We start from the raw sequence: 8642 nt of genomic DNA, 5'->3' as shown, positions 1-8642 counted from the left end.
CTCTGTTTCGGCAGGTCGGAAGCCTGATCATCTTACAGATGGTCAGCCTTTTGCTTGTCTGACCGTCATCTGACCGTGAACCAGAGCCTGCCGGACCGTTCTGACCGCCACCCATCGATGCTGGACGCGACCAGGCGATTCGCGCTCCGCGGTGCACTGAAAGCGCAAATGTTCAAACGGGCTTCCGGCCAGGGGTCCCGAAATTGCGAATCTACAACGTAAAGGGTGGCGCCGATCGGGCTGGGAGGGAGAGCCGCCCGCCTCCGATCAGGCTGGATGGTTAAGGATCTTGCGGAGGATGCTGAGGTTGCAGGCCCGTAGGGTCTGTGCCGGGGAAGGCCCGGAGTGAAGGATGGACCATCACGTTCTGACTGGTCGGTAGACGTGCCGGCGCACGACCTGGGCCTGGTCCTCGAGCGTGCAGCGACCGTCTCCGTGCCCAGCCCGAGGTCGGCCGCGGCGGGCGAAGCACCTCGACATCCCGTGAAACACGTAGCCATCCCCATGCGGCTATTCACAGGCGTTTACATGTGCAAATTGCCCAGATCGGGTGTCTTTTCGCGAGCGTAGGGGCCGTCCGGTGCGTGGGGGTCGCAGCCGGACTATGAGGTTCACATGATTCCCGACATCAGTGCTCGGGTTTAGCGTCTGCCGCGGACGAATCCGAAAGCGCGTGAGATGGAGAACCGCCATGCCCTACGTGAACGTAGGCACGGAGAACTCGATACCGATCGACATCTATTACGAGGACCACGGCGCGGGGGCACCCGTGGTGCTGAGCCACGGTTACCCGTTGAGCGGGAAGGCGTGGGAGAAGCAGGTTTCCGTGCTGATCGCCGCCGGGCACCGTGTGATCACCTATGACCGCCGGGGCTGGGGGAACTCGAGCCAGCCGGCCACCGGCTACGACTACGACACGTTCGCCGCCGACCTGAACGCCCTGATGGAGAAGCTGGACCTGCACGACGCCGTGCTCGTCGGCCACTCGATGGGCACGGGCGACGTGACCCACTATTTGGGCGTCTACGGCAGTGCCCGCGTGCGCAAGGCCGTACTGGTCTCGCCGATCCCGCCCTTCCTGCTGCAGACCGACGACAACCCCGAGGGCGCGCCGCAGGGCCTGTTCGACGGCTTCGTCGAGACGGCCAAGGCCGACCGGCCACTGTGGCTCAAGCAGTTCCTCGAGAACTTCTACAACTACGACGTCTACGGCGGCACCCTCGTCAGCGAGCAGGCGTTCCAGTCGAGCTGGAACATCGCGGTCGCGGGCTCGCCGGTCGCCGCGGTGGCGTGCATCCCGACCTGGCTGACCGACTTCCGGCCCGACGTGGCCAAGCTCGACGTGCCGATCCTGGTGATCACAGGCGACCAGGACCGGATCCTGCCCAAGGAGGTCGCCGGCGAGCGGCTGCGCGGGCTCGTCGACGGCCTCGAATACATCGTGATCGAAGGCGGGCCCCACGCGATCGCGTGGACCCACACCGACCAGGTGAACACGGCCCTGCTCGGCTTCCTCGCCTGATCACGACTCATCCCCACACCGCATTGAAGAAAGGCAAGTCCATGCTCGTGCACCGGATCCGCTACGCCACGGCCGTCACGGCCGCGGCGGCGGCCACAGCAGTCCTGCTCCCTCTCGGACTGACTTCGGCGACTGCTGCGACCGCCACGACCAGCGCCACGGCCACCCACCACGCGGCGAAGCCCACGATCGTCCTCGTCCACGGCGCCTGGGCCGACGGATCGAGCTGGTCCGGCGAGGTCAGCCGCCTCCAGCACGACGGCTACACCGTCGCCGTCGCGCCCAACCCGCTGCGGGGCCTGTCCAGCGACGCCGATTACCTGCGCGACTACCTGGCGAGCATCACCGGGCCGATCGTGCTCGTCGGCCACTCGTACGGCGGCGCCGTCATCACCAACGCCGCGACGGGTAACGCCAACGTCAAGGCCCTGGTCTACATCGACGCCTACCTCCCGGATGAGACCCAGACCGTTTCCGACCTCAGCGGCAAGGACTCCGCGCTCGCACCGGCGGTCACCGACCCGACATCGGTCTTCAAGCTCGTGAACTACCCGGGCGCCCCGACGGGCGTGTACGACACGTACGTGCTGCCGGACGTGTTCGTCCGGGGTTTCGCCGGCGACCTGCCCCCCGCGACCGGCGCCCAGCTCGCGGCCTCCCAGCCCCCCACGTCCCTGATCGCCCTCGGCGAGCACTCCGGGCCTCCGGCCTGGAAGACGATCCCCTCATGGGACCTGATCGGCACCAAGGACAAGATCATCCCGGAGGCGCAGCAGGTCGCCATGGCCAAGCACGCCGGCGCGCGCACCCAGAAGTTCAACGCCTCCCACCTGGGCATCATCTCCCAGCCTGGCACCGTCACAAGCTTCATCGAGAAGGCGGCCTGCGCCGAGGGCTGAGCGCCGGGCGGTGCGGTCACTCGACCGCACCGCCCACCTCACGGCTTCCTCAGCTTGAGCTGGCGGCGCGAGGTGACTCCGAGCTTCCTGAACACCTTCTTGAGGTGGTAGTCGACGGTGCTCGGGCTGATGAACAGCTGCGCGGCGATCTCCTGGTTCGTCGCGCGGCCGGCCGCCAGTGTGGCGATCTGCCTCTCCTGCGGCGTGAGGTCATCGGTCGCGTTCGCGGACGCGCCGTGGCGCGTGCCGGCCGCGACGAGCTCGATCCGGCATCGATCCGCGAACGCCGCCGCGCCCATCTCCACGAACATGTCGTGGGCCATGCTCAGCCGTGCGCGGGCGTCGTTCCTGCGCCTGTGCCGGCGCAGCCACTCGCCGTAGAGCAGGTACGCGCGGGCCAGATCGGCCGTCATGCGCGTGCGCTCCAGATGCTCTATCGCCAGCAGGTAGAGACGCTCCGCGTCGGCCGGCTCCGCCAGGAGCGCCTCCGACCTCGCGAGCAGCCCGAGCGCCCACGGAGTGCCGGCCACCTGGGCCTTCGCCCTGAGCCGCGACAACGCCGACTGAGCCTGGTCGCGCTCACCACACCGGACACCGGCTTCGATGAGGTCGGGCAGGCGCTGATGGTCCAGGTTCACCATGTCCAGCTCGCACAGGTGCCGGGCCGCCTCGAACGCGTCGCGGTAGCGGCCACGCCCGAGCGCCTCGGAAGGGCCCGCGACAGCCGGGGCCCGCTCGTCGGCGGGCTCGTCGGCGAAACGGTCATCCCACACGGCGTGCGCGGCCGCGACCCCGAGCGTGCCGGGCGCCCGCTGGTCCGCAAGATCGGCCAAGGCGGCCAGGGCGGCATGGAGCACGGGCACGGCCTCGGCGTATCCGATCGCGATGAGCGTGGCACAGCCTTCCAGCAACAGGTCGCCGGGCGTCGCCTCGCCCTCCGGCGGTGGCGCGAGCGTGAGCGCCTCCTTCGCGATCTCGAGCGGAGTGACCTCCAGAGCGGCTTGCCGGATCGTGAAGACCATGTCCATGGCCTCGAGGAGCTTTTCCCGGCGACGCCGTACGTCGACGTGCTCGTAGGCGCGCGCGGTCGTCAGCAACAGCGCGGGAAGCCGGGCGGCCGAGCCACCGGCCCGCATCTGGATCTTGCCGCGTATCTCCGCCGCCAGCGCGCGTGTGAGCGGATCCACCAGGGCCGGCTCGGCCGATTCGACCAGTGACCCCGCTTGGGAGAAGGCGCCGGCGGTCAGAGCCGCCTGCGCGGTGGCGACCAGTCGCCCTGCCCGGCGAGCGGGCTCGGGGGTCATCTCGGCCGCGCGCATCCGAATGATTACCTCGGCGTCGGACCCACCGCGTGACCTGGCCGTGCCGGCGGCGTCCTCAAGCGCCGCGGCCAGCACCTCATCCGGCCCCGGGGCCGCCTCGGCGAGATGCCAGGCGCGCCGGTCGGGGTCCCGATCGGGATCGGTGACGGCCGCGAGCACCTGGTGGACCCTCTGACGCTCACCGCTGGACGCCCCGTAATAGACCGCCGAGCGGATCAGCGGGTGACGGAACCTGACCCGTGTGCCCGGCTCCAGGAGCTGTCGCGCCTCCGCGACCGCGCCCGCGTCCCACCCGAAGCCGAGCTCGGCCCCGGCGCGCCACAACACCGCGGGGTCGCCCGTCTGCTCGGCGGCGGCCGTCAGCAACATCATCTGTGAGCTCGCCGGCAGGTCGCGGATCTCGCGGACGAACCGCGCCCCGAGCCTCTGGCTGATCGGCAGCGGGTCCGGCAACCGGGCCGCACCGGTCAGGTGCCCGAGATCCAGCTCATGGGCGAGCTCGATGAGGGCCAGCGGGTTGCCGCCTGTCTCGGCGACGATTCGCTCGCTGATCCGGTCGTCCAGCCTGCCAGGCGTCGCTGAGGCCAGCAGTTCGGCCGCCGCGCGCGGCGCGAGCCCCCGGATCTCGCGGTCAGGAAGCCCCGCCAGCGGCAGGAGCCGGGTGATGGGCTCGCGGACCGCGAACATCATGACGAGACGCTCGGCCTGGAGACGGCGTGCCACGAACGCCAGCACCTGGGCCGACTCCTGATCGAGCCACTGCGCGTCGTCGACGACGCACAGCAGGGGCTCACCGGCGGCGTCGGCCAGCAAGCTCAGTGCGGCCAGCCCGACAAGGAAGCGCTCGGGCTCCTTGCTCTGACGCAGGCCGAAGACAGCGGCCAGGGCCGATCGTTGCGGGGGCGGCAGGTTCGGCAGGCGGCCGAGGAAGGGCAGCAGGAGCTGGTGCAGGGCCGCGAAGCCGATCTCCGTCTCCGATTCGATGCCCGCGACCCGCACCACCCGGGCGCCGCGCGCCTCCCGCACGGCGTGGTCAAGGAGCGCCGTCTTCCCGATCCCCGCCTGCCCCCTGAGTACGAGAACGCCGCCGGCACCTTCACGGGCGGCCGTGAGCAGACCCTCCAACTGCGCGCGTTCCTCCTCACGACCCAGGAGCAAGGCTGCCTCGATCAGGTCGGGTGCTCATGGACGGACGTCCGCTCCTTTCGAAGGATCAGGCTGCGTGGCCGGACCAGTCTCCCGAGCGGGGTCCGCAAGCGGTATCCGAAGGATGACTGCACCCCCGGCCACGCACCCTTCCCCTGCCGCGCTACAGTCCAATTTGTCCTGTCCTCGGACCCGAAACGGAAACCCAGGCAGCATGGTCGAACGCACGTCGTCGCTGCTCATCGGCCGGGATGCCGAGCTGGAACGGCTCATCGGTCTGCTCGACTCGCTATCGAGCCAGGCACTGGCGCTCCTCGGCGAAGCAGGCATCGGCAAGACCAGCCTCCTGTCGCGGTTCATCGAACAGGCCCGCGAGAAGAAGGTCAACGTCCTGTCGGTCGTGGGCGACCAGTCCGAGACCCATCTCGCGTTCGCCGGACTCCACCAACTGCTGGGCCCGATCCTCAGCTCGGCCGGCTCTCCCGTGGCCGACCTGACGCCACCTCATCGGAACGCTCTGCTGGCCGCCTTCGGCCTGGCACAGGAGTTCGCGGCTCCCGACCGCCTGCTGATCGGCATAGCGACCGTGACGTTGCTCATCAAGGTCGCGGAGCGGTCCCCCCTGCTCCTCGTCGTCGACGACACCCAGTGGCTCGACTACAACTCGCGTGACGTTCTCGCCTTCGTCGGGAGACGCCTGAGGAACGAGCGGATCGTGATGGTGGTGAGCACCAGGGAACAGACGCCGCCATCGCCGTTCGGCCACGACGTCGCCCATTTGCGGCTGGAGCCGCTCACCGAGACAGACGCCAACCGGTTGCTCGACGCGCAGACGCACCCCCCTCGCGGCCTGGCTCGGTCGACCGTCCTGGCCCAGGCGCAGGGCAACCCGATGGCCTTGGTAGAGCTGACCAGGGCGATCGCGACGGACAGGACATGGGGCGGTTACCGGCTCGAAGACCCGCTTCCGCTGAGTGAGCGCCTGGAGCGTCTGTTCTCGGAGCGGGTGAGCGCCCTGCCGCAGGCCTGCCGTACCGCCTTGTTGTTCGCCGCGGCGGCGGGCCCGTCCGAGCTGTCGGAGGCGGGCAGCGCCGGCCTTCCCGGCCTGGAGGCGCAGATCTGGCAACCCGCCGAGAACGCCGGCCTGATCACGGTGAGCGGCGCCGGAGTGGCCTTCTCACACCCTCTGGTGCGCTCGGCCGTCTACCACGCGGCGTCGTTCGCCGAGCGCGCGGACGCCCATCGCCGGCTGGCCGGCGTCCTCACACGGCAGCCGGATCGCCGGGCCTGGCATCTGGCGAGGGCGACACTCCATCCCGACGAGAGCGTGGCGTTGCTCCTGGAGGAGACCGCGGCGGAGGCTCTGCGACGCGGCGGCTGTGTGGCCGCCGCCCTCGCCATGGAACGGGCGGCGGAGCTCAGCCCCGACCCGGAGGACCGGGCACGACGGCTCGTCATCGCCGCCGACTACGCCACCACCACGGGGCAGGCCACATGGGTTCGGGACCTCGCGACCCAGGCATCGGCCGCCACGTCGGACCCGACGTTGCGAGCGCAGGCGAACCGGGCGATCGGGTGGGCGCTCGCCTGGACCAAACATCAGGCCGAGGCGCTCAGAGCGCTCGTCACGCTCGGCGAGGAGACGGCGGTGTGGGCCCCGCTCATCGCCTGGGGCACCCTGGGGCCGGCGGCGACCGTCGCCTACCACCTGGGAGCGCCTGCCGGACGGACCGCGGTGCGTCAGGTGGTGGACCGGCTTTCCCCACGGGAGGCCGCGATCAACCCCGGCGCCCCGGACTGGGCGAACGCCGTCCGGCTGTTCACGCACACGGCGACCAACCCCTACCAGGGGCGGGCGGCGGCGTTGGCCGACATTCGCCGGATCACCGAACGCGGGCTCGACATTCCCGGCCTGTCGACGGCGGGCCCGGCGGCCTGGGTGCTCGACGAGTCGGATCTGGCGGTGCGCATTCTCCGGGAGGCGCGCGAGAGGCTCCGCAAACCCGGCATCCGGAGTGGCCGCGGCGCCATGGTGATAGGGCTCTCAGAGGCGCGCGAGAGGCTCCGCAAACCCGGCATCCAGGGTGTCAGCGGAGCCATGATGATGGGGCTCGCCTGGGCTTGCCTCGACACCGCCCGATGGGACGAGGCGCTGGACGCGTGCGCGGAGGCGTCCGAACTGGCCGCGGCCTACGAGATGGAGATCGTCACCGCGGGGGTCAGCCTCACCGCCGCCACACTGGCGGCCCTTCGCGGCGACACGCTCCGCGCGCGCGACCTCGCTGCCACGGCGGTCGCCGCCGTGGATCCGGCCGACGTCCCGTTCATCGCGGCGCGAGAACGCCGGGTGACGGGGCTGATCGCGCTGGTCGAGGGACGCTTCGAGGCGGCCTACACCATCCTCCGCCAGGTGCTCGGCGACGACGGCGTCCCGCTCCACTACCACGCCTCGTATTTCGCGCTGGTGGACTTCGCCTCCGCCGCGGTCCGCACAGACCAGGCCGACGAGTGCAGAGCGATCGTGGAACACGCGGTGAGCCAGGTGGACGGGGACATGTCGCCACGTCTCGAGCAGTTGGTCGCGCACGCGCGCGCGTTGTTGTCCGGGCGAGACCAGGCCGAGGAGCACTACACCCGCGCGCTCGCCGACCCAGCGGGTGAGCAGTGGCCATTCGAACGAGCTTCCCTGCGGCTGGACTACGCCGAATGGCTGCGGCGACGGCGGCGGATCAACGAGGCCAAACCTCTGCTGATCTCAGCCGTGGAGCTGTTCCGGCGCATCGGAGCGAAGCCGTATGCGCAACGGGCCGAAACCGAGCTCCGCGCCTCCGGAGTCACCCTCCCCGGAGCCGCCACGTCAGACGGCCTGGCGCAGCTCACCCCGCAACAACGCGAGATCGTCCGCCTCGCCGCACAGGGACTGACCAACCGCGAGATCGCCGAACGGCTCAGCCTCTCGCCCCGAACCGTCGGCTCCCACCTCTACCGGTCCTTCCCCCTCCTCGGAGTCACCGCCCGCCACCAAATCCGCGACGTCCTCGGCTCCGGCGCCGGGTAACCGCCTCAGAGGAGCTGTATCACGCCGAGGGTGGGACGACGGCGACGGGAAGATCCGGCCGGAAGGGTGTGCGGGGCGCCTTAATGGACCGCGAGCTGCAACAACTGCAGGTCTGATATGTGAGTCTCGACTGCGAACAGACCGCTCTGGTCGGCGAGGAAGGCGATCGTCCCAGGCTTGTTCGGCTCTAGGTACGCGGCCTTGTCGTACCCATGGACGTGCGCCACGTCGGTTGCATCACTCCTTACCATGATGCGGACTATCTGCCCCCTAGTGACGTCAATCCGCGCTGGTGGTGGTGTCACTTTGCCGCCGGAGATGCTCGCCTTGACACCTCGGACGGGCCACTGGTTCGGGAGCTATCAGGGGCGGGGGAGTGGTGTGGACCCGTACCCGCCAGGGCGAAGCCGTTGATCCACTATCGAGCAAGGCCAGCGAGGAGACGAGCCCACCACATGTATGCGTCACCGCGACGCCACCATCCCGCATATGACACTGAGGTGGTGATGCGTCCACCTCGGGGGCCGACGAACAAGCGCGCCGCAGGATCCGGCCCGGAGACGTCCAAACGTCTGGCGATCAGATCACGGACTCAGCAATGAGCGGCACAGTTCGAGCCCGCTTACCCTTCGTGCCCTTGTCCAGGACCCCCCTGAAGTGGTCAAAGAGACATCAGAGCCGTGGGTTAAGCTACC

5 protein-coding genes are annotated in these 8642 nt (G+C 69.6%); 3 read left to right on the top strand and 2 right to left on the bottom strand.

Going from position 1 to position 8642, the window contains the following annotated elements; all coding sequences use genetic code 11:
• Positions 1-691: 691 nt before the first annotated feature.
• Positions 692-1522, top strand: coding sequence for an alpha/beta fold hydrolase (locus Pmi06nite_RS40370; RefSeq protein WP_203958541.1), 831 nt, complete (start codon positions 692-694; stop codon positions 1520-1522).
• A gap of 41 nt (positions 1523-1563) precedes the next feature.
• Positions 1564-2421 (top strand): alpha/beta fold hydrolase, encoded by an 858-nt coding sequence (locus Pmi06nite_RS40365; protein ID WP_203958540.1) that lies wholly within the window; start codon positions 1564-1566, stop codon positions 2419-2421.
• A 38-nt stretch (positions 2422-2459) separates the two neighbouring features.
• Here Pmi06nite_RS40365 and Pmi06nite_RS40360 read toward each other — a convergent pair whose 3' ends face one another.
• Positions 2460-4901, bottom strand: a complete 2442-nt coding sequence (locus tag Pmi06nite_RS40360) for a helix-turn-helix transcriptional regulator (RefSeq protein WP_203958539.1) — start codon at positions 4899-4901, stop codon at positions 2460-2462.
• Between the two features lie 202 nt (positions 4902-5103).
• On the opposite strand from Pmi06nite_RS40360, the gene Pmi06nite_RS40355 reads away from it, so the two are divergent.
• Positions 5104-7947 carry a helix-turn-helix transcriptional regulator gene (locus tag Pmi06nite_RS40355; protein WP_203958538.1) on the top strand — a complete coding sequence of 948 codons (2844 nt, stop codon included), beginning with the start codon at positions 5104-5106 and terminating at the stop codon, positions 7945-7947.
• 80 nt (positions 7948-8027) lie between these two features.
• On the opposite strand, the gene Pmi06nite_RS40350 is transcribed toward Pmi06nite_RS40355, so the two are convergent.
• Complete coding sequence (locus Pmi06nite_RS40350; protein WP_203958537.1) at positions 8028-8174, bottom strand: hypothetical protein; 147 nt, start codon at positions 8172-8174, stop codon at positions 8028-8030.
• Positions 8175-8642 lie beyond the last annotated feature (468 nt).

Source organism: Planotetraspora mira (genome assembly GCF_016863275.1).
In the GTDB taxonomy this organism is placed as follows: domain Bacteria; phylum Actinomycetota; class Actinomycetes; order Streptosporangiales; family Streptosporangiaceae; genus Planotetraspora; species Planotetraspora mira.
Note: the sequence above shows the minus strand (reverse complement) of the source record. Positions and strands in the feature narration are given on the sequence as shown.

Bases quoted from the DNA above. Each gene is read 5' to 3' on its own strand.
- Pmi06nite_RS40370 (WP_203958541.1), top strand. From the start codon at position 692: ATGCCCTACGTGAACGTAGGCACGGAGAACTCGATACCGATCGACATC.
- Pmi06nite_RS40365 (WP_203958540.1), top strand. From the start codon at position 1,564: ATGCTCGTGCACCGGATCCGCTACGCCACGGCCGTCACGGCCGCGGCG.
- Pmi06nite_RS40355 (WP_203958538.1), top strand. From the start codon at position 5,104: ATGGTCGAACGCACGTCGTCGCTGCTCATCGGCCGGGATGCCGAGCTG.